This is a genomic window from Exiguobacterium sp. TDN 0502 (genome assembly GCF_050846835.1).
Classification (GTDB): domain Bacteria; phylum Bacillota; class Bacilli; order Exiguobacteriales; family Exiguobacteriaceae; genus Exiguobacterium_A.
The window spans coordinates 131,366-149,331 of sequence record NZ_JBOZGJ010000007.1 but is presented as its reverse complement, the minus strand read 5'-3'; the positions used below and the strand labels follow the sequence as shown (position 1 = coordinate 149,331).

General features: G+C 49.0%; 23 protein-coding genes. 17 read left to right on the top strand and 6 right to left on the bottom strand.

What is annotated here, in order from left to right:
- The first annotated feature begins 11 nt into the window (after positions 1 to 11).
- The gene (locus ACRPK8_RS09565) at positions 12 to 611 is read left to right on the top strand and encodes a short chain dehydrogenase (protein WP_432238025.1); all 600 of its coding nucleotides are present in this window, start codon (positions 12 to 14) and stop codon (positions 609 to 611) included.
- 38 nt (positions 612 to 649) lie between these two features.
- Here ACRPK8_RS09565 and ACRPK8_RS09560 read toward each other — a convergent pair whose 3' ends face one another.
- Positions 650 to 823: a hypothetical protein gene (locus ACRPK8_RS09560; protein WP_432238024.1), complete on the bottom strand. Its 174-nt coding sequence runs from the start codon at positions 821 to 823 to the stop codon at positions 650 to 652.
- A 129-nt stretch (positions 824 to 952) separates the two neighbouring features.
- On the opposite strand from ACRPK8_RS09560, the gene ACRPK8_RS09555 reads away from it, so the two are divergent.
- The 4 genes from ACRPK8_RS09555 (at position 953) to ACRPK8_RS09540 (ending at position 3,953) form a co-directional block, all read left to right on the top strand.
- Positions 953 to 1,513, top strand: a complete 561-nt coding sequence (locus tag ACRPK8_RS09555; protein ID WP_432238023.1) for an isochorismatase family protein — start codon at positions 953 to 955, stop codon at positions 1,511 to 1,513.
- 13 nt (positions 1,514 to 1,526) lie between these two features.
- The gene (locus ACRPK8_RS09550) at positions 1,527 to 2,009 is read left to right on the top strand and encodes a GNAT family N-acetyltransferase (protein WP_432238022.1); all 483 of its coding nucleotides are present in this window, start codon (positions 1,527 to 1,529) and stop codon (positions 2,007 to 2,009) included.
- Complete coding sequence (locus tag ACRPK8_RS09545) at positions 2,006 to 2,896, top strand: phosphotransferase family protein (protein ID WP_432238021.1); 891 nt, start codon at positions 2,006 to 2,008, stop codon at positions 2,894 to 2,896. The genes ACRPK8_RS09550 and ACRPK8_RS09545 overlap by 4 nt, the downstream gene beginning before the upstream one ends.
- A 64-nt stretch (positions 2,897 to 2,960) precedes the next feature.
- Positions 2,961 to 3,953, top strand: coding sequence for an NAD(P)/FAD-dependent oxidoreductase (locus tag ACRPK8_RS09540; RefSeq protein WP_432238020.1), 993 nt, complete (start codon positions 2,961 to 2,963; stop codon positions 3,951 to 3,953).
- A gap of 61 nt (positions 3,954 to 4,014) precedes the next feature.
- On the opposite strand, the gene ACRPK8_RS09535 is transcribed toward ACRPK8_RS09540, so the two are convergent.
- Positions 4,015 to 4,347 carry a winged helix-turn-helix transcriptional regulator gene (locus ACRPK8_RS09535; protein ID WP_406748345.1) on the bottom strand — a complete coding sequence of 111 codons (333 nt, stop codon included), beginning with the start codon at positions 4,345 to 4,347 and terminating at the stop codon, positions 4,015 to 4,017.
- 122 nt (positions 4,348 to 4,469) lie between these two features.
- Between ACRPK8_RS09535 and ACRPK8_RS09530 the strand changes: the two genes are divergently transcribed.
- The 11 genes from ACRPK8_RS09530 to manA all read left to right on the top strand — a co-directional run bounded on the left by ACRPK8_RS09530 (position 4,470) and on the right by manA (position 12,766).
- Positions 4,470 to 5,324 (top strand): SDR family oxidoreductase, encoded by an 855-nt coding sequence (locus tag ACRPK8_RS09530; RefSeq protein WP_432238019.1) that lies wholly within the window; start codon positions 4,470 to 4,472, stop codon positions 5,322 to 5,324.
- Between the two features lie 74 nt (positions 5,325 to 5,398).
- Positions 5,399 to 6,253: a PPK2 family polyphosphate kinase gene (locus ACRPK8_RS09525; RefSeq protein ID WP_432238018.1), complete on the top strand. Its 855-nt coding sequence runs from the start codon at positions 5,399 to 5,401 to the stop codon at positions 6,251 to 6,253.
- A 190-nt stretch (positions 6,254 to 6,443) separates the two neighbouring features.
- Positions 6,444 to 6,869, top strand: coding sequence for a DMT family transporter (locus ACRPK8_RS09520; RefSeq protein WP_432238017.1), 426 nt, complete (start codon positions 6,444 to 6,446; stop codon positions 6,867 to 6,869).
- Positions 6,870 to 6,890: 21 nt separating this feature from the next.
- The gene (locus ACRPK8_RS09515; protein ID WP_432238039.1) at positions 6,891 to 7,544 is read left to right on the top strand and encodes a Crp/Fnr family transcriptional regulator; all 654 of its coding nucleotides are present in this window, start codon (positions 6,891 to 6,893) and stop codon (positions 7,542 to 7,544) included.
- Positions 7,545 to 7,556: 12 nt separating this feature from the next.
- Positions 7,557 to 8,027: a DMT family transporter gene (locus ACRPK8_RS09510; protein ID WP_432238016.1), complete on the top strand. Its 471-nt coding sequence runs from the start codon at positions 7,557 to 7,559 to the stop codon at positions 8,025 to 8,027.
- 2 nt (positions 8,028 to 8,029) lie between these two features.
- A complete protein-coding gene (locus ACRPK8_RS09505) occupies positions 8,030 to 8,731 on the top strand; it encodes a YjjG family noncanonical pyrimidine nucleotidase (RefSeq protein WP_432238015.1) in 702 nt (233 codons plus the stop codon).
- A gap of 107 nt (positions 8,732 to 8,838) precedes the next feature.
- Complete coding sequence (locus tag ACRPK8_RS09500) at positions 8,839 to 9,276, top strand: GNAT family N-acetyltransferase (RefSeq protein ID WP_432238014.1); 438 nt, start codon at positions 8,839 to 8,841, stop codon at positions 9,274 to 9,276.
- A gap of 37 nt (positions 9,277 to 9,313) precedes the next feature.
- A complete protein-coding gene (locus ACRPK8_RS09495; RefSeq protein ID WP_432238013.1) occupies positions 9,314 to 9,796 on the top strand; it encodes an N-acetyltransferase family protein in 483 nt (160 codons plus the stop codon).
- Between the two features lie 94 nt (positions 9,797 to 9,890).
- Positions 9,891 to 10,958, top strand: coding sequence for a YcjF family protein (locus tag ACRPK8_RS09490; RefSeq protein WP_432238012.1), 1,068 nt, complete (start codon positions 9,891 to 9,893; stop codon positions 10,956 to 10,958).
- A gap of 40 nt (positions 10,959 to 10,998) precedes the next feature.
- Positions 10,999 to 11,640 carry a peroxiredoxin-like family protein gene (locus tag ACRPK8_RS09485; protein ID WP_432238011.1) on the top strand — a complete coding sequence of 214 codons (642 nt, stop codon included), beginning with the start codon at positions 10,999 to 11,001 and terminating at the stop codon, positions 11,638 to 11,640.
- A 175-nt stretch (positions 11,641 to 11,815) separates the two neighbouring features.
- A complete protein-coding gene (manA, locus tag ACRPK8_RS09480; RefSeq protein WP_432238010.1) occupies positions 11,816 to 12,766 on the top strand; it encodes a mannose-6-phosphate isomerase, class I in 951 nt (316 codons plus the stop codon).
- A 35-nt stretch (positions 12,767 to 12,801) separates the two neighbouring features.
- Here the strand turns inward: manA and ACRPK8_RS09475 are convergent, their stop codons facing one another.
- On the bottom strand, positions 12,802 to 14,136 hold the full coding sequence (locus ACRPK8_RS09475) for a sugar phosphate nucleotidyltransferase (protein ID WP_432238009.1): 1,335 nt from the start codon (positions 14,134 to 14,136) through the stop codon (positions 12,802 to 12,804).
- A 43-nt stretch (positions 14,137 to 14,179) separates the two neighbouring features.
- Here ACRPK8_RS09475 and ACRPK8_RS09470 point away from each other — a divergent pair, with 43 nt between their 5' ends.
- Positions 14,180 to 14,791 carry a response regulator gene (locus ACRPK8_RS09470; RefSeq protein ID WP_432238008.1) on the top strand — a complete coding sequence of 204 codons (612 nt, stop codon included), beginning with the start codon at positions 14,180 to 14,182 and terminating at the stop codon, positions 14,789 to 14,791.
- Here the strand turns inward: ACRPK8_RS09470 and ACRPK8_RS09465 are convergent.
- The 3 genes from ACRPK8_RS09465 to ACRPK8_RS09455 are packed head-to-tail and all read right to left on the bottom strand — an operon-like array spanning position 14,775 to position 17,957.
- Complete coding sequence (locus ACRPK8_RS09465; RefSeq protein ID WP_432238007.1) at positions 14,775 to 15,641, bottom strand: glycosyltransferase family 2 protein; 867 nt, start codon at positions 15,639 to 15,641, stop codon at positions 14,775 to 14,777. The genes ACRPK8_RS09470 and ACRPK8_RS09465 overlap by 17 nt on opposite strands.
- Positions 15,638 to 16,777: a glycosyltransferase family 4 protein gene (locus ACRPK8_RS09460; protein WP_432238006.1), complete on the bottom strand. Its 1,140-nt coding sequence runs from the start codon at positions 16,775 to 16,777 to the stop codon at positions 15,638 to 15,640. The genes ACRPK8_RS09465 and ACRPK8_RS09460 overlap by 4 nt, the downstream gene beginning before the upstream one ends.
- Before the next feature lies 1 nt (position 16,778).
- A complete protein-coding gene (locus ACRPK8_RS09455) occupies positions 16,779 to 17,957 on the bottom strand; it encodes a hypothetical protein (RefSeq protein WP_432238005.1) in 1,179 nt (392 codons plus the stop codon).
- Positions 17,958 to 17,966: the final 9 nt, after the last annotated feature.

Below are 17,966 nucleotides of genomic sequence, written 5' to 3'. Positions count from 1 at the left end.
GGGAAGGAATCATGCGAATTTTAGTAGTAGGGGCAAGCGGAACGATTGGGCAGGCAGTCGTCGAGCAGTTGGGTGAGCGACATGACATCATTCGTGCCGGACGAAGCGGAGCAGATGTACAAGTCGATATCACATCAGAAGCAAGTATCCGGGCGATGTATGAAACGGTCGGTTCTGTTGATGCCGTCATCAGTGCGACCGGTGGCGCTCATTTTGGTCCATTGACGGACTTAACACCGGAGCTTAATCAAATCGGGATCGACAGTAAACTAAAAGGTCAGGTCAATCTCGTCTTGCTTGGTTTGAAGTCCGTACGAGACGGGGGAAGTTTTACACTAACGACCGGTATCATGATGGACGATCCGATCCGTCAAGGCGCATCTGCTGCGCTTGCGAACGGTGGAGTCAAAGCGTTCGTTCATGCAGCAGCGATCGAGATGCCACGAGGTATTCGGATCAACAGTGTCAGTCCGAACGTACTGATCGAGTCGCTTGAAAAGTACGGACCCTTCTTCCGTGGTTTTGAAGCCGTTCCGGCGTCAAGTGTTGCGACGGCGTTTGAGAAAAGTGTCGAAGGGGCACAGACGGGGCAAAACTACGAAGTCTATTAAACCAAAAAGCAGGTAGCGAAAATCGCTAGCTGCTTTTTTTAGAGTCCGGATAGGACATAACGTTCGATTCCGAATAGTAATAAGGTGATTCCAAGACAAATGAATAGGTTACGTACGAACCAGCGCCCTGTCATCGTCCGGTTCATGATCAGTTTCTCCAGTGTCAGATTGACGAGAAGCACACATAAGAAGATGACGCCAAACCAAATCATCCAGACACATCCTTTCCTTTTTCTTAACGAAACTCAAAACCTAAAAGTTTCATAATCTTAAGTAGCAGGAGATTGCTCGTGCGAACGGGAAGGGAACAAGCAACCCATTCTACAAGGAGGAACACGACGATGAAACAAGCGGTCCTAGTGATTGATTTTCAACAGGAACTCGTCGACGGGAATACGGAAGAACGTCCGGTATACTTAAAAGAACAAGTCGCGCACGTCATCGAAGCGGTCGTACTCGAAGCAGACGATCGGAACATCCCGGTCGTCTTTATTCGGGATCTCGACGTCGCCGGTGGAACAGGACCTGGGTTTGCAGTCCATGACTCGATTCCCGTTCCAGCGTCCAGTGTCACGTTCGATAAAGCGGCGACGAATGCGTTTCATGGCACCCCCTTGCTTGATCATCTGCAGCAAGCATCAATTGACCATCTGATTGTCTTAGGCTGTAAGACGGAACACTGCATTGATACCGCGGTGCGCAGCGCGACGGTGCATGGTTTTGATGTCACACTCGTCGCCGACGGGCATACAACAAACGGCTCCGATGTCCTGACGCCGGAGCAAATGATCGCACATCACAATCAAGTCTTACACGGACACTACAATGTTGAGCACTTTGCGATCGTCCGTCCGTCGACGGAAGATGTCTTCAGCCCGATTCACAATGACTACCGGACATGAAAAGGAGAGTAAGATGATTGAATTACGAAAAATGACAGCGCCCGATTACGAACGATACGCGACGCTCGTGCAAGACGAACGTGTCATGCGTTACATCACGGAACAGGCGTTAACGGAGGCAGAAACGAAACAGCGTTTTGCGCGCATCCTTGAGCAGCAACAGCACGACCAACTTGGATCCTACCTCACGTTTGCGGGAGAGGAATGGATTGGGATCGGACACATGACACGGAGTCAAACCCAGCCGTTCGAAGCAGAACTCGGCTATATGTTACTGCCGGATTACTGGGGAAAAGGATACGGTACAGCGATTGCTAAGCGCCTGTTACAGCTAGCGATAGAAGAAGAGTTGCAGGTCGTCACGGCGACGATTGATCCAGCGCATGAGGCGTCGCGTCGTATTTTGATGGGACTCGGCTTTGAATCGACCTATATCGGACCGATTGACGGACTGCCAGGGGAAACGTTACAGAAGATGCTGGGCACTGCGAAATGACACGAGACGAATGGATTGAACATTTTCAACTCGATGTCGCGGCGTACGCAACCGTTGACGAATCGTATAGTTCCGAAGTCGACCGTCTCGTTTTAGCGGATGGTCAGGTCATTTTCCTGAAGCGACCCTATACGGCGGAAAAGTGGCACCGGGAGCGCGGCTGGATTCATGCACTGAGAGGACATGTACCAGTACCGCACATTTTAGCTGAAGCAGCTCCCGGACAGACGACCGGGGCGTTCGTGCTTGCTGCCTTACCGGGACAGGCACCGGTCACGATGACTAAAAAATTGGCGTACGAAATTGGTCGAACGCTCGCAATGCTGCATACGTGTACAGGAGAAGCTTACGGCGAGTATACGGAAGATGGATTTTATGCCTATCCGGTTCAGGACTGGCGACGCTTCCGGAATGAAAAACTCGATGGATTCCTACCGTTCATCAGATCCGAACTCGATTCGGTTTTTTTAGAGAACATCCAAAATGAGTTAGTCAGACGAGAACAGTCGTTACCGGAGCCTTCACGTCCCGTTGCCACACATTGTGACTTCCGCCTAGCAAATTTACTGACGGTAGGTGATCAAGTTACAGGGGTGATCGATTTCGAGACGACCCGCTACGGGGCCGTCGAGATGGACTTCACGAAGATCGTCCGTAATCTCAATACATGTGGTTCTGTTTACGTCACGGCATTTCAAGAAGGATACGCGACGTTACACCCAGACGTGCCGATCGAGACGTATATTTCATACTATCGTTTATGGGAAGCGCTCACGGCCGTCGGCTGGTGTGTTAAGCGTGGCTTAGAAGAGCACCAGGCGTTCTTCGAGGAAAACATCGCGCTCATCCAGCTGGAATTACAGACGAGCATATCGGATGGGTATTGATTCACCCATGTCTTGGAAGAAACCTCTATACTTAGGGAAATGAGGAATCTGAGGGGGAAGCAAGATGACAGGAAAACGAATCGGAATCATCGGCGGTGGACTCGCCGGGATCTTTGCGGCACGTCAATTACAGGCAGCAGGACATGCTGTTGAAATCATCGAAAAGAGCCAAAGCGTCGGGGGGCGAATGGCGACACGGCGGATAGATGAAGGAACAGCGGATCATGGTGCCGTCTTCTTCACAGTCCGAACGAAAGAATTGGAACGTGAAGTCGACGACTGGCTTGAAAAAGGCTGGGTCCGCAAGTGGTTCGGAACGGATTTTCCACGCTATATCGCGACGAACGGGATGAATCAACTCGTCCAAGCGATTGGTCGAGGGATTCCCGTCCGGTTGAACGAACAGGTCACGCATATTACGGCAACGGAAAATGACCTCGTCACACAGGCGACGGATCATCAAGGTGCGTACGATGCGCTACTCGTGACGGCACCGGTGCCGCAAGCATATGAACTGTTGCAGACTTCTCGTTTGACGCTCACTGATGACGATCACGATCAGTTACGTCAGGTGACGTTCGAGCCGACGTTCGTCGGTCTGTTTGAAATCAAAGAGCGACTGACAATCGGGGAAGTCGGCCTACAAGACGAACAACTCGTCGATGGGATGTTAAAACTCGTCAATAATGCCGAGAAACAGATTTCGAAGACGACACTCCTGAGCGTCTATATGACAGCCCGCTTCAGTGAAGGCTGGTACGAGCGTCCGGAAGAAGAGACACTCGCTGAAGTCGAGCGTCTGTTACAACAGCAACTCGGACCGGTGACGATTGTCTCGCGTCAGCTCAAGCGTTGGCGTTACGCCCAGGCACGCGCGGTTTACCGGACACCGCATTTGAAACTGACGGCACACCCGCTTTGGCTTGCTGGTGATGCGTTTCTTGAAGCTGATGATGCGTCAGGACGGACGCGCGTCGAGAGTGCTGTCATCTCCGGATTACGTGTTGCTGAAGCCATCGACACTCACCTACGTCAGACGGTGACAGCGACGGAATGAATGACAACATGCACTTCTTTTCTGAATCGAGAAGAAGCGCATGTTTTTTTGTTACTCACGATCATTCCCCCTGGAAGTGTTGCTGACTCCAAGCTGCCATTTGGTCAAGAATCGGTAAAAAACTATGTCCGGCATCCGTCAGGGAATATTCAACGCGAGGAGGAACTTCGCCAAAGACGTGTCGTTGAATCAAACCATCCGCCTCGAGCTCGCGAAGCTGACGCGTTAATGTTCCTTTAGAGATACCTGTTAATTGTTGCAGTTCATGAAAACGATGCGTCCCGTGTGTCAGGTGCCAGAGCAAGATGATCTTCCATTTGCCAGCAACCATCTGTTGGACCCGAGTGACCGGACAAGCCGTCCGTTGATTGGTCGTTGAATCGAATACAGCCACGTTTATCCTCTCCCATTGGTTCGTTTTGAGGGACCTAGTTTCAGATAAGTGCCTACTTTTTTTAGTGTATCACCTGGCGTATCATGAAGAACAACATCAAACTTCAAAGGAGTGGTTTTATCATGAAATGGTTAATTACAGGAGCAACCGGAAAATTAGGGGCGCGGATCGTGCAACATCTCAGTGAACAAGTCGGCAACGAAAACGTAGCGGTTAGTGTCCGTGACGTCGAAAAAGCAGCGTCGCTTGCAGCGCAAGGAATCGACGTCCGGCATGGTGATTTTGATCAGCCGGAAACACTCGGACAAGCATTTCAAGGCATCGACCGTCTGCTGATCATCTCGACAGACGGTGAAGAGAGCACGCGGATCCGGCAACACCAAGCCGCTGTCACGGCAGCAAAAGAAGCAGGCGTCAAACTGATCGGCTATACGAGCATCGCGAATGCGGCACACAGCACGAACGGACTCGCACGGACACATCGTGTCACCGAAGAAGCGATTCAGGCGACAGGTATTCCGTATGTCTTTTTCCGCAACAACTGGTATCTTGAAAATGAGCTCGGAACGATTGATGCCGTTGCGCAAGGCGCAGACTGGTTAACGGCAGCCGGCGAAGGAAAAGTCGGATGGGCATTACAAGATGAGTATGCACGGGCAATCGCGACAGGGCTGACGCTTGAACATCCGCGATCAATCTATGAACTGTCCGGTCCATTGCACACACAAGCAGAACTGGCATCAGCAGTCGGATCGGTCCTCAATCAATCCGTCGTCTTGGATCAGGTTGATAGTGCGACATATGGGGAGCGGATGCAAGCAGCCGGATTACCTGATTTCTTGCTTCCGATGCTGATCGGGATTCAGGCAGATATCGCTGCCGGCACATTAGCCGTTGAAAGTGATGATTTTGAAGCGTTACTCGGCCGTCCGGTGATGACACTTGAAGAAGGAGTCCGCGTTCTTTTAGGAAGATAAGTTCATCTGAACGTTTTTAGAGTGAGTGGGCAGGGTAAACCCCCTTTAGAAGGCATTCAGGAAGGGGTCATATCGTGAAACTATCATCCTATCGTGTTCAGGAAGGCGAGCAAGTTTCGTTTGCGAACTATCCGACGTCAGAAGAACATACCGTTTCAGAAGAGGAGTTACGAGAGAAGAAGATTCCGAAGAGCGTTGAAACGCTGAAGGAATTACATTGGCGGCTACATGCTGAAGAAAAACACGGAGTACTCGTCATCTTGCAAGCGATTGATGCAGCGGGAAAGGATGAAGCCATCAGTTACATCTTTTCCAACTTGAACGCGCAGGGACTTCGGACAATTTCCGTCAAGAAGCCATCGGATACGGAACAAAAACATGATTATCTATGGCGAATCCATGAAGGATTACCGGGAAAAGGCGAGATCGGCATCTTGAACCGCTCGTATTATGAAGAAGTCATCGCGCCCCGGATTCATGATTTGATTGAAGATGAAGAGAAACCAAGTGACGGGGATGTCTGGCAGATGCGTTACCGCCAAATCAATGACTTTGAGCGGTATCTCGTTGAGAACGGATTCCGTGTCGTCAAGTTTCTCTTCCACGTCTCAAAAGAAGAACAGCGAAAGCGGTTGTTGGACCGCTTGAAAGATCCGACGAAAAACTTCGAGTTTTCGTTCAATGATATCGAGGAGCGGAAACACTGGGACGAGTACCATGACATTTTTGCCGAACTCGTCACGGCGACATCGACATCGTATGCGCCATGGTATATCTTGCCGGCAGATGATGAGTGGTACTCGCGGTATATTATTACGGAAGTCATGAATGATGTATTGAAAGAACTCGATCCGCAATACCCGAAGCTGTCGGATGAGGATCAGCAACAGCTAGATGAAGCGATTAAACGATTGGAAGAAGAAGTATAAATCATTTAGACCCAAAGCGATTGTTCTCTTGCTGAGAAGAATCGCTTTTTTGATACACTTGGCTTTGTATAAAATCCTTTTTAGTCAACATAAAGTCTGAACTTCTGAATATCTCAGGACAAATGTCCTGTTCAAATCCGAGTGACTCTCGTTAAATGAGAGTATCATGGAACAGGAGAGGAGTATGCATATGCGTGGTATCTTATTTGCGATGGCCGGCGGCTTTTTCTTAACGCTCCAAAGTGTTGCCAATGCAAGGATCAGTCAAGCGATTGGGACATGGCAAGCGGCGACGATTACTCAGATGACCGGGTTCATCGTTGCGATCCTCTTAGCAATCGTCTTACGGGACCGCAGTTTTTCAGCGATGCGACGTGTCAAACCGCTCTATCTAGCTGGCGGTGCCTTTGCGGCAATCATTTTATTCAGCAACATGACAGCGGTCCACCGGATGGGTGTGACCTTGACGATTTCGCTCTTTTTACTGGCGCAATTGGCGCTGGCGCTTTGGATTGACGGCAGAGGCTGGTTTGGCGTCATAAAGCGGCGACTGCGCGGACCACAAATCATCGGTATCGCGATGATGATTGCAGGGATCTTCATCTTAAAGAGCTAAGGGGGTGAGAGCGTGACGGACATGATGACCTATTTGGAACGCTATCAGTTATCACATGTCTTTGATGAAAGCTTACGCAAGGCGATGCACGTCCAGACGTTTGCATCAGGGGAGACGTTGTGCCGGCAAGGGGATGTTGCACATGAACTCTACCTGCTCGTCGAAGGGAAATTGAAGATCACGCATATGTCGGCAACAGGGAAACGTCTCGTGTTGTCCTTCAAGCATCCGTTTGATCTCGTCGGCGATATTGAGTTCGTCCGAAAGATTGATTTGATGAACACGGTCGAGGCCGTGACACCAGTGACCGTCTTACGGATTGCCTATCCGGATTTGGAAGAGGCACGTGTCCATCATCCTGCCTTTTTATTATTTTTACTCGAGACGATCACGAAAAAGTTTGAATTGAAATCGCATACGCTCAGCTTCAATCTGTTGTACCCGGTCGAAGTTCGACTCGCCAGTTATTTGCTGTCGATGACACCTAATACGGATGCTTTTGCAAGTAAGGAACTCGTCGATGCGGCGGATTTGATCGGAACGAGTTACCGTCATGTCAATCGTGTCTTACGCCAGTTCGTCGATGATGGGTTGATTCGCCGGACGCAGCATACGATTGAAATCATTGATCGAGACGGATTGATGGAGCGAGTCGGAGAAAGCATTTACGAATGAAGGAGGTGCGACATGGTTACGGGAATCATCCTTGCCCTTTGTGGGGGCATGCTCGTCTGTATTCAAAACACGTTTAACGCTAAAGTCAAAGAACATGTCGGTGCTTGGGCGACGACGACGCTAGTCCTTGGACTCGGGTTCCTCGCTTCACTGACGATTGGACTGATCGTCGAAGGATCACAACTATTTGCACTAAAAGATGCGCAAACGTGGTTTTGGTTCAGCGGGATCATTGGTGTCGGTGTCGTCCTCTGTGTGACGCAAGGGGTTCAACAACTCGGACCGAGCCGTGCGATTTCAATCGTCATGGTATCGCAAATCTTGTTTGCCCTACTCTGGGATACGCTCGGCTGGTTCGGATTACAAGCCGTTCCGTTTACATGGACAAAAGCACTCGGTGTCCTATTGATTGGTGGCGGCGTGCTGTTATTTCAACTAGGTGGCAAAACAACGACTGTACAACACGTACGAAAAGGAGCCTGAACATGTTTTACACGACGATATTATTCGATATTGACCATACATTACTTGATTTTGAAGCGACGGAACGGAGTGCCTTTCGCCGTCTGCTTGAGCAGCAAGAGTTGCAGTGGACGCCGGAGCGAGAAGCGCGCTATAAAACACTCAATCAAGCGCTTTGGAAAGCACTCGAACGGGGAGAAGTGACACGTGAAGACGTCATTCATTCGCGATTCGTGACGTTCTTTGCGGAAGAAGGACGAACGGTCGACGGACGAGAAGTTGACGAAACGTATCGCGGCTATCTCGCACAAGGAACAGAATTGATTCCCGGTGCGACGGCGCTGCTTGAGCAGCTAGCCGGAAACGTCACGATGTACGTCGTCACGAACGGGATTTCGAAGACGCAACGCGCACGACTTGATGGCGCCGGATTAACAGACTTCTTTGAAACGATTTTCGTGTCAGAGGAGACAGGTTTTCAAAAACCGATGGCAGGGTTCTTCAATCATGTGTTTGCGCGGATTCCGCAATTCGACCCGGCGCGAACAATCATCGTCGGAGATTCCTTGTCAGCTGACATCGCAGGTGGCAATCAAGCTGGTATCGCAACCTGTTGGTTTAATCCAGACGGAAAACCAGCGACGGATATCAAGCCGACGTTTACGATTACGTCATTAGCCGAACTACCTGCGGTGCTTGAAAACGCAGCAGTCCTTCAACAATGAAGCGAGTCAGCCGATAGGAAAGAGAAGGAAAGGGGGCGATCACCGTGCAACGATGTGATCAACAGACGCTGGAGGCAACTCCCGTCTAACTAAAAGGGGAAATGAACATGATTCAACTTGTACCGGTAACAGCAGAGAACTGGGAAGCGTGTTGTGGGCTGACGCTGACGACGGAACAACAGGACTTCATGGAAGCGAACGTCTACTCGATCGCGCAAGCGAAGTTCGAACCTAGCCTCGTCCTTCGGGCGATCATTGCAGATGAAACCATCGTTGGTTTTGTGATGTACAACACGGAGCTAGAAGAACTCGACGGCTACTGGATTTACCGCATCATGATCGATCAAGCGCAGCAAGGGAACGGAATTGGGCGATTGGCGATGCAAGCCGTGATTGGCGAGATGCGAATGTTACCCGCAGCGAAACGAATCGTCGTCGGTTATCGACCGGATAATCAGGCGGCACACCGTTTATATGCGAGTCTCGGCTTCATCGACCACGGGGACCGATTCGGTCGGGAAATGGCAGTGCGATTAGAAGTATAGAACTTGATAAGATGATAGAACGGACAGAGGAGACACCATGCACATTAGACTAATGAAAGAATCGGATTATCCGGAAGTCGTTCGGATCTATGAACAAGGAATAAAGACGGAAAACGCGACGTTTCGCACGGAAGCATTACCGTACGAAGAATGGACGCAGCATCACCACGCACACAGCCGTCTCGTTGCGATGGAAGACGAGCAACTGCTCGGCTGGGTCGCGTTAAGTCCATTTTCTTCGATCCCGGCATACGCCGGTGTTGCTGAAATCAGCCTCTATATCGCAGAAGAAGCACGCGGTAAAAGTGTCGGCACACGCCTGATGGACGACGTCATTCAAGCAAGTGAAGCAGCAGGAATCTGGACCCTGCAATCGCAAGTTTTCCCAGAAAATCAAGCGAGTCTGCGCCTTCATGAGCGATTCGGGTTTCGAGAAGTCGGACGCCGGGAGCGAATTGGTCGGCTCGGCGGCAGATGGCGCGATACGGTGTTGCTTGAGCGACGCAGTACACAAATTTAGAAGGTAAGTGGACATCGTGTTCACTTACCTTTTTGTGTTGAAAGCAAGGGATAACGGGAAAAGACAGACAGTAGAAGAAGGGGGAGGGATCACGATGGATGATTTTTTTGGTGAAGGACTCGAGACCAATCAACAAAAGCGGAAACGTAAACTGGAGGAAATCTTTGATCAGTCGTTTGAAGCGGAGCGACGGGATTTTAATCAATCGTTGGAGCAGGACGTGACCGTCGCGTTGATCGGAGACGTCAATGCGGGAAAATCCTCGACCTTAAACGCAATTCTCGGTCGGGAGGTAGCAACGGTCGGAGCACGTCCAGGCGAAACGGTTCGCATCGATCAGGTTCGACAGCACCCGGAAGATAAAGTCATCTTCGTTGATACACCGGGATTGAATGATGCCAATACACAGAACTCGGAAGCGACATGGACGTACTATCAAAGTGCCGATGTCATCCTTTACTTTTTAAATGCGGCAGGTACCGTCTTATCCGAGACGGAGACGAAAAATTTCCGGAAGATTTATCAACATAATCAAAACGTCTTAATTGTCGTCACGAAGATGGATGCGACGAATGATGTTGATACAATCGTCCGCCATATTGCAGAAAAACTACCAGGACCGAAAATCATTCCCGTATCAGCACGAGAAGGAACGAACATCGATCGGCTGCGCCGGGAGGTCCTCGACATCTTAAAAAAGTTCGACAAGGATAATGTGTTCGTTCGCCAGATGGATCCGACCGTTCGCGGAAAGATCGCCAACAACTGGATCGTTGGTGCCGGAACAGCCGCTGGGGCGATTGGTGCCGTGCCGTTCCCGGGAGCTGATATCATTCCGTTGACTTCAATTCAAATCGGTTTGATGCTCAAGTTATCGAATCTGTATGAACGACAGTTATCCAAAGAGAGTGCGAAGGAATTACTTGTCGTGACGATCGTCGGAAACTCCGGAAAGACCGCTTTTCGGCAAATTGCGAAGCTGGTTCCGGGGTATGGTGCCGTCATTGCAGCGGGAGTTGCTTCGACCGCGACCCTTGCACTCGGATATGGAACAAAATATGTCTATGAGAATAAGCTTGAACTGACACCGGAACAACTGATGGGCTTCGTGAAACGATTCCGGAAGAAGGCAGAAGAGTCGTCAGAAGAGACAAACGAGTAATCTCCTTGTTATTCTATACAGCAATAAAGGGGGAGAACACATGACACGATTACTCGAAGAAATCAAACAGTATCAATCGGAATTCCGACAAAAGGCACCTGCTGAAAAACAACGTTTGATGGCGGAAGCGACAGCTGAACTCGCTGCTTCCGGTATCGCTAAAGGTTTAGGGGTCGGTGATACGATTCCACACTTTACGTTACCCGATGTATCAGGGGAGCCGGTGGCAATCGAGACATTACTCGAGCAAGGTCCTGTCATCTTAACGTTCTATCGGGGCGGCTGGTGTCCGTACTGCAATCTCGAGCTTCGCGCGTACGAACGGGAAATCGACCGAATCCGTGCTCAGGGAGCGACCGTCGTTGCGATCAGTCCAGAGACACCTGAATTTGCTGAGCAGACAGCAAATAAGAATGCGTTAAGTTTCCCTGTCTTGAGTGACGTTGATTTACATGTATCAAGCCAATTTGATTTAGTGTTCGACCTGCCAGATTACTTGATCGAGATTTACAAGGCATCGGGACTTGATGTAGCAAAACACAACGGAAATGAGGATTGGCAGTTACCGAAACCGGCGACGTTCATTATTGATACGGACGGTGTGATTCGTTTTGCAGAAGTACCATCGGATTATACAAAGCGCGTTGATCCGCAGACGATCATTGAACAAATCAACTTATGAATGACGGATCGTAACTTATTTCTAAACCAGGTCGCAGAAACATCTGTGACCTGGTTTTTTTATGCATCAATTCACCTTCACTTGGATAATATATACATGTAAATGGGTATAAAGAGGTAACTAAACATAATGGAGGTGAAGCGTCACTCCGGATTGATGAGGAGTCCGCGTCGATATGTATGCCATTCAACCAGTTTTTAAAGAACGGATTTGGGGCGGTCGACGATTAGAAGCGTTGTTTCAGTTTGATTTACCGGAAGGGCAAATTGGAGAATGTTGGACGGCTTCCGCCCATGCAAGTGGTCGGACGCCCTTCTTAGATGGACCTTATCAAGGAAAGACGCTAGATGAACTATGGAGCACGGATCGAACGGAACTGTTTGGTGATTATCTGCTCGATGCATTTCCATTGCACGTGAAGTTGCTTGATTCATCGGCTTACTTATCCGTTCAAGTGCACCCGAATGATGAGGAAGCACGACGGCTTGAAGGAGAACCATACGGCAAGAACGAATGTTGGTATATCCTAGAAGCCACACCCGATGCAGAAATCATTCTTGGTCATAATCTAAAAACACGGGATGATCTATTCCGTTGTGCGCAAGAAAAGGATTGGCATACGTCATTACGGCATCAACGTGTAAAAAAAGGAGAGTTTTACTATATTCCAAGTGGTACGATTCATGCGTTAGGACCCGGCATCGTTCTTCTTGAGATTCAACAGATGAGTGACCGAACGTATCGTCTGTATGATTACGACCGGCTAGGTGATGATGGAAAACCACGCGAGTTGCATGTCGAAAAAGCCATTGCGGTCACGACGATTCCAGATGAACCGTGGATGAATCAGTTAGAAACCATTGAAAAAGAGGGCGGCGTGATGACGAAACTTTTACAAGTACCTTCCTTCACGATCATCCGCCATGATGTGACGGGGCGTTATGTCTTGCGGGATCATTCGGTTTTTCGCTTGTTGACGGTCATTGAAGGGGAAGGCGAAGCATGTCAAGGAGAACAACATATACATCTACAAAAAGGTAGTCAGTTCTTTCTCCCGCGTCATGCTGGAGATTTTGAAATGACAGGTCCAGTGACGTTCGTGACCAGTGAAGTTTTTTTGAACTAAAAAGAACGACGCCTCATCTGGCGTCGTTCTTGTAGTCAAGGGTTAGATCGGAGGGGCGTCGGTAGCGGATAGTTATCTTGTTCTGTCCAATCGATGGAATATTTGATTTCAATCATGATCAAGTCGTCAAGGGTTGTCAGCGTATGCGGAACACCTTGCGGGATGTGGACGACGGAAGTCGGACCGAGTTGTTGCAACTGTCCATCAATCAACGCCTCCGCTCGTCCTTGTAAAATACTCCACGTCGAATCGGTGTGTGCGTGATAATGGTGACTAATTTGTTGATGTGCCTTGATATGCAAACGTCGGGTGACGGCGTACCGTCCGTCTTCTAATTGTTGTTGATGTAAGATCGTCGCATATCCCCATCGCTTCCATTCAAATTGTGGTGGAAGTGTCGCATCTGTCAAGTAGTCCTTTAAGGCAGGCGTTTCATCTTTTGAAGCAACGAGGACACCGTCCGGACTCACGGATACGATCAGGTTATCAAGTCCGATGCCTAACACGGGTACCTGCAACTCGTTGACGATATGTGTGTTCGTCGAGTGGAGCATCCGGGCGTTTCCGTGAAGTGGGTGTGGCATTTCTTCCGTCAAAGTGTTCCATGTTCCGAGATCTTTCCAGTAGCCATCATACCGATGAACGAATAAAGCATCCGTTTTCTCGACGACAGCATAATCAAACGAAGTTTTTTCCAGTGTCTCATAATCCGAACGCAGTGCTTCAAACGTCGTTGGAACATCTTGTTCTTCTAAACGCCGCATTAAAAAGTCAAGTCGGCAGGCAAAGACACCACAGTTCCAAAGTGCACCTTGGTCAATCAGGGTTGCTGCGACCTCGACCGTCGGTTTCTCCTGGAAGCGTTCGACGATGGACATCGTTTCTGCCGTCTGCGGAATGATATAACCATATTTAGACGTCGGATGCAACGGTTCGACACCCATCAGATGTAATGCATCTGGATTCGCTTGAACGGCTTGGTCCAGTTGGTCGAACCGCTCGAAGAACGAAAGTTCGACGTAAGGGTCGACCGGCATGATGATGACGGTCTCTTCTAAATCGATTCGCTCGGCGAGATAACTCGTTGCGAGCATGATGGCGGGAAACGTATCGCGGCGGGAAGGCTCCTGAATGATGGACGTTCGAAAACCGAGTTGATTTTCAATCGCATCGACTTGTGAGCTTGTCGTCGTGATGACGGTCCGGTCATCTAAGCCGACTTCCTGGAGTTGCTGGAAGACCCGCTCCATCATCGATTGTTTGTTTCCCTCACGATCTTCAAGAATTTTTAAGAACTGTTTCGAATTTAAATCGTTCGACAGTGGCCAAAGTCGTTTTCCGGATCCACCTGATAGTAAGAGAATATACATGTTTTCAACATCCTTTCTTTTAACAAAATGGAGGCGATCACATATGGCACTTTATTTATTAGTTGATTCTCATGAACCGACACGACACATCTTGCGTCGAAAATTGCTGGCTTCTGGGCAAGATGTCTGTGAGGCAAAATCGGGAGAAGAAGCACTCGAGCAACTCGCAGCATCCGACGTGGATGTCTTACTGACGGAATTACGACTTCCAGAAATGGACGGCGTCGAATTATTACGAATCGCGAAGCAACGTGCACCACTAACGAAACAAATCGTGTTGACCGATTATATGCAGGTGCACACGCTGCTCGCAGCAGTAAATGCAGGAAATGTCAGTCGGATGATGACAAAACCTTTAAAAATTGATGAGCGAATACTCTCCATCATGACTAACATTGGTGATGAAGTCGTCGAAACGAAGCAACGGAAACGCAATTTGGTCAACCATTTCGAGAGCGTGCTTTTGAGTTCAGATCGTCCATACTGTTTATTTTTTGAAGACGGAGCGATTGCCAGTCAACGCTCTTTGATCATTAGTCACTCCGAACAAGAGGTGCGTGAAGAAGACCAGATAGAGCGTTTAGAATTCCCCACGCAGTTCGGTACCTACATCTTGTATCAATCAGTCGTCGGAAGTATTACGAAACCCGTTTGAAAAATAAAGACTCGACACCAATAAAGCTGAGGCGCAGGTACATGTAGATGACACCAATCGTCAAAATAGGATGACGTCGATACTTCTTTAAATTTGCCTGGTGATACAGAACGGGGCGGAAAAAGTACCAGCGACGTAAGGCTTTCATGAAGCCACCTTGTTCTGCGTCAAGCGTCGCAGGCATCACATCGAAGTAATAGCGCTTCTTTCGGAGCAGGTCGTTTAATTCGACCTGCTTTTCGTTGTGGCGCACGTGTGTAAAAGTGGCGCGACGGATGACTCCACCTTGTTCCAAGTAACGGATCGTCGGCTGCGTCTCTTCAAAACTGATTTGTGTCGGATTGATTTCACCTGAAGCGATGTACGCGTCGAGCCGCCAAAAGCGTGCGGCTTCCATCGTATGTGTATCGAGCTGATCACTTGGGACATTAAACAGATTGCGTTCAAAAACCTTTACCTGACTGAAGTAGTTCGCATAATCACTGTATGCGAGCTCCGGTATGACGAGAGCACCTACTTCCGGATGGGCATCGAGATAGAGCAGACAACTCTTTAGAAGTTGATCTTCGAGGACCATGTCTGAATCGATGATGTATAGATAGTGCACACCTAATTGTTTGAGGCGGTCGATTGCTGTTTTTCGAGCAATGCCTCGTTCCCCGTGTGGCAAGGCAAGTACTTCAAAACGTTCGTCCCCGTCTGTCAGTCGCCGGATCGTCTCAACGGTCGTATCCGTTGAGCCATCATCTGCGATGACACAGCAGAACGGAGCCTGCTGGCTTTTTAGAGAGCGAATCGTTTCGGAAATGATGGCTTCGTTTTCATAAGTCGACATCGCGATTCCAATCATGAGTAATCCTCCTTTAGTGCAACGGGTAATAGCTCCTGTTCTAACCATCGGCGGAATGCCTGACCTGTATGGTCCCAGTGCAGAGTTTGCGCAAACCGATGACCGGCCAGTCGAATCGTTTCGTATTCTTCCGGCTCACGTAAGCAGGCGCGCATCTCGGCAGCGAGTGCACCGGGTGTCTGACTTTTTGCCATATAACCGGTCATCCCATACTGGACGGCGTCGCGTAATCCGGGTGCATCATAGACGATTGTCGGAGTTCCGACAGCGGCGGCTTCACTGACCGTCAGCCCCCATCCCTCTCGTTTTGAAGGAAAGAGGAGAGCGGTAGCACGACTCATCCGTTTAAGTTTTTCTTCTTCACTGACGAAGCCGAAATAGGTGATGGACGCTCGCATCTCTTCCGGAACGAGTGGATCAAGCTGCTGGGCGATATAGTTCTCATCCTTTTTCCCGATGACCCAGAAACGGGCATCTGCATATTCCTGTTTCAGCATGACGAATGCTCGAAGCGCATCATTGATGCCTTTATAGGCAGACATACGTCCTACATATAGAAATGTCGGATGTTCTTCCTTTGGTTGCCAGTCGGCTTCTTGCCATGGTGTAAAAGAAAGACCTTCCGGTAAAATCGTCACCTCGTCTTTGGAAAAGCCGACAGCAAGCAGGTCGTCTGCCGTGGATTGACTGACGGTCAAGGCGCGTCCGGTTTGATAAAGCTTCAGACGCGGTGTCTCCGTCCATTCACCGATATACGAGAAGGGTGGTCGAACATTGATTTGCCAAATTTCGCGTGTTAACTGGTGAATGAAGAGAGCACGTTTTGACTGTGGGACATAGAGTGGCGTAAAGAAGTGATGGGTATTCATCTGATCGACAACGAGATCGATCGTTGCAGCGTGCGATTGATAATAAGAAAAAGCATAGGGAACGATTGATAACGATGTGCCTTTACGGATGTACGTGATGCCGTCGAGGTATTCGACATCGTGCCCGCCGTCAAAAGCAGGCGAGAGGTGTGTGATCTCGTAGTCATCGCTGACACGACGTAACATTTCATGGGTAAAGACCTCTGCACCGCCGGCTTTTGGATGTTTGATGTCCCGCCAAGATAAAAAAAGTAGATGGGGTTTCATGTCATACCTCCTTCACTAAATCAGGGTGTCGCGGCAAGGTGAAGCGTAGTACGACGGCGCTGATCAGGAAGACAGATGCCTGACCAAGTAACCATGTTTCAATCGTTGCGTGCAACGTCGTCAGTACGATGGCAAACAGAATGAGAATTAGCCAATAACCTTTGAGGTAACCGGTTCGATGAAGCGAAAACTGAACGAGGGCCTCATACTGGATCAGGGTAATACCGGCATAGACAAAAACCATATATTTGATGTAATGTGTTGCCGCTTCATAACCATCACCGAACAATAGAGGAATCAGATATGGAACGATTGTCCAGTAGATGAGAACAGCAAAAACAAGACCGCTCAGGAGAAGACCGTAAAAACGGCGTTCCCAAAGATGGAACGAGTCCTCTTGGCTCTTTTGGCTTAAACGTGGCAACAACAGCTGTGCCAGGGAGAGTGCAACGAACAACAGCAGTTGACCGAATCGTAAAGCAACGGAATAATCTCCTGCTAGCTGTGGAAAATAGCGTGTGACAAGCAAACTATCGAGTGTGAAGAATAGGGTCATGACGACCTGTGTATGAATCATGTGGAGAAGTCCGCCGGCTTGCATCTGTCCGCTACTAACTGGAAAGGCGACTTGCGTAAGGCTTAACAGATAGGAAGCAATCATACCGAGCAGAATGAAAATGAGCGCATAGGTGACATTCGTTTGTTGGATCAAAAGCCAGGTGGCTAGGACTTTAACGACGGATTCGATGTAATACGAGAGATTGAGTGCATAAAAGCGTTCAGTTGCTTGCAATACACCACGGCGAAAGGACAGAAGAATGTGGAAACCGACAATAAAGTAAACAATCAGAAGGTTTATTTTGGTAAATGGCAGGAAATAGGGTAATGCATAAAGTAAAATAAGTAAGATAGATCCTGTAATCGCTAAAATGCGTATACTGAGATTTTTGTAATCATTTGTTTTTTGTTGACTGTGGTCCCGGGTGACGGTCCATTGTAAGGCGCTACCGATGATCAGTAAAAGACCCAAGAACGCTAAATAGGCGTTGAGCAATCCGTAAACAGCACTAGAGAGTTCGCGAGCCAGTAATAAGTGATAGGCATAGTTGACGAGATTCAGTGCCACATCAAGAATCGGAAAAATTAAGAGGACAGCATGTCGTTGGATAAAGCTTGTCATCAGTACACC

Bases quoted from the DNA above. Each gene is read 5' to 3' on its own strand.
- ACRPK8_RS09520 (WP_432238017.1), top strand. From the start codon at position 6,444: ATGCGTGGTATCTTATTTGCGATGGCCGGCGGCTTTTTCTTAACGCTC.
- ACRPK8_RS09550 (WP_432238022.1), top strand. From the start codon at position 1,527: ATGATTGAATTACGAAAAATGACAGCGCCCGATTACGAACGATACGCG.
- ACRPK8_RS09470 (WP_432238008.1), top strand. From the start codon at position 14,180: ATGGCACTTTATTTATTAGTTGATTCTCATGAACCGACACGACACATC.
- ACRPK8_RS09495 (WP_432238013.1), top strand. From the start codon at position 9,314: ATGCACATTAGACTAATGAAAGAATCGGATTATCCGGAAGTCGTTCGG.
- ACRPK8_RS09485 (WP_432238011.1), top strand. From the start codon at position 10,999: ATGACACGATTACTCGAAGAAATCAAACAGTATCAATCGGAATTCCGA.
- ACRPK8_RS09465 (WP_432238007.1), bottom strand. From the start codon at position 15,641: ATGATTGGAATCGCGATGTCGACTTATGAAAACGAAGCCATCATTTCC.
- ACRPK8_RS09530 (WP_432238019.1), top strand. From the start codon at position 4,470: ATGAAATGGTTAATTACAGGAGCAACCGGAAAATTAGGGGCGCGGATC.
- manA (WP_432238010.1), top strand. From the start codon at position 11,816: ATGTATGCCATTCAACCAGTTTTTAAAGAACGGATTTGGGGCGGTCGA.
- ACRPK8_RS09540 (WP_432238020.1), top strand. From the start codon at position 2,961: ATGACAGGAAAACGAATCGGAATCATCGGCGGTGGACTCGCCGGGATC.
- ACRPK8_RS09510 (WP_432238016.1), top strand. From the start codon at position 7,557: ATGGTTACGGGAATCATCCTTGCCCTTTGTGGGGGCATGCTCGTCTGT.
- ACRPK8_RS09500 (WP_432238014.1), top strand. From the start codon at position 8,839: ATGATTCAACTTGTACCGGTAACAGCAGAGAACTGGGAAGCGTGTTGT.
- ACRPK8_RS09515 (WP_432238039.1), top strand. From the start codon at position 6,891: ATGATGACCTATTTGGAACGCTATCAGTTATCACATGTCTTTGATGAA.
- ACRPK8_RS09555 (WP_432238023.1), top strand. From the start codon at position 953: ATGAAACAAGCGGTCCTAGTGATTGATTTTCAACAGGAACTCGTCGAC.
- ACRPK8_RS09560 (WP_432238024.1), bottom strand. From the start codon at position 823: ATGATTTGGTTTGGCGTCATCTTCTTATGTGTGCTTCTCGTCAATCTG.
- ACRPK8_RS09490 (WP_432238012.1), top strand. From the start codon at position 9,891: ATGGATGATTTTTTTGGTGAAGGACTCGAGACCAATCAACAAAAGCGG.
- ACRPK8_RS09565 (WP_432238025.1), top strand. From the start codon at position 12: ATGCGAATTTTAGTAGTAGGGGCAAGCGGAACGATTGGGCAGGCAGTC.
- ACRPK8_RS09545 (WP_432238021.1), top strand. From the start codon at position 2,006: ATGACACGAGACGAATGGATTGAACATTTTCAACTCGATGTCGCGGCG.
- ACRPK8_RS09460 (WP_432238006.1), bottom strand. From the start codon at position 16,777: ATGAAACCCCATCTACTTTTTTTATCTTGGCGGGACATCAAACATCCA.
- ACRPK8_RS09455 (WP_432238005.1), bottom strand. From the start codon at position 17,957: ATGACAAGCTTTATCCAACGACATGCTGTCCTCTTAATTTTTCCGATT.
- ACRPK8_RS09505 (WP_432238015.1), top strand. From the start codon at position 8,030: ATGTTTTACACGACGATATTATTCGATATTGACCATACATTACTTGAT.
- ACRPK8_RS09475 (WP_432238009.1), bottom strand. From the start codon at position 14,136: ATGTATATTCTCTTACTATCAGGTGGATCCGGAAAACGACTTTGGCCA.